Source organism: Novosphingobium sp. HR1a, from assembly GCF_015594425.1.
Lineage (GTDB): Bacteria > Pseudomonadota > Alphaproteobacteria > Sphingomonadales > Sphingomonadaceae > Novosphingobium > Novosphingobium resinovorum_A.
In genome coordinates, this window is the sequence record NZ_JABXWS010000157.1 from 1 (window position 1) to 610 (window position 610).

The 610-nt window shown below is 64.4% G+C and carries 1 protein-coding gene; it reads right to left on the bottom strand.

Features of this window, described 5'->3' with window-relative positions:
- Window positions 1-477: tyrosine--tRNA ligase (gene tyrS / locus HWN72_RS30795; protein ID WP_211152339.1), on the bottom strand; the 477-nt coding region annotated here is incomplete at its 3' end.
- Between the last annotated feature and the right edge of the window lie 133 nt (window positions 478-610).

Genomic DNA, 610 nt, shown 5'->3' on the forward strand with positions numbered 1-610 from the left:
CTTGACCGAATCGAAGCTGAGCATGCGGTTGATCGAGAAGTGCTGGCCGATGTCGCGCAGGAACGGGATGTATTCCAGCTTGTCGAGCCATTCCGCGTTGTCGACCATGATCGCGTCGCTGGGGCCGTCGCCGAAGGTCAGGAAGCGCTCGAAGACGCGGCGGATCGAGGCGACGTTCTCCTTGATCAGGTCTTCGGTCAGCAGCTTGCGCGCCTCGTCCTTGAAGCTGGGGTCGCCGATCTTGCCGGTGCCGCCGCCCATCACGACGATCGGCTTGTGGCCCGCGCGCTGAAGCTGACGCAGCATCATGATCGAGACGAGGTGCCCGACGTGCAGCGAAGGCGCCGTCGGGTCGAAGCCGATATACCCCGGCACCACCTGCTTGCCGGCCATGGCGTCAAGGCCCTCGGCATCGGTGAACTGGTGAATGTAGCCTCGCTCGTCGAGGAGGCGCAGCAGGGTCGAATTGTAGGTCATCGGTTCCGCTTCGGTTTGAGGGAAGCGCGCGCCTAGCACGAGGAGGGGGGGAAATAAACGCCGATGGGTGCGGCGGTGCCCACCCCGCTGCGACCAGGCGATAAATCGTCTGGTCTCGCGCCCCTCCCGCTTG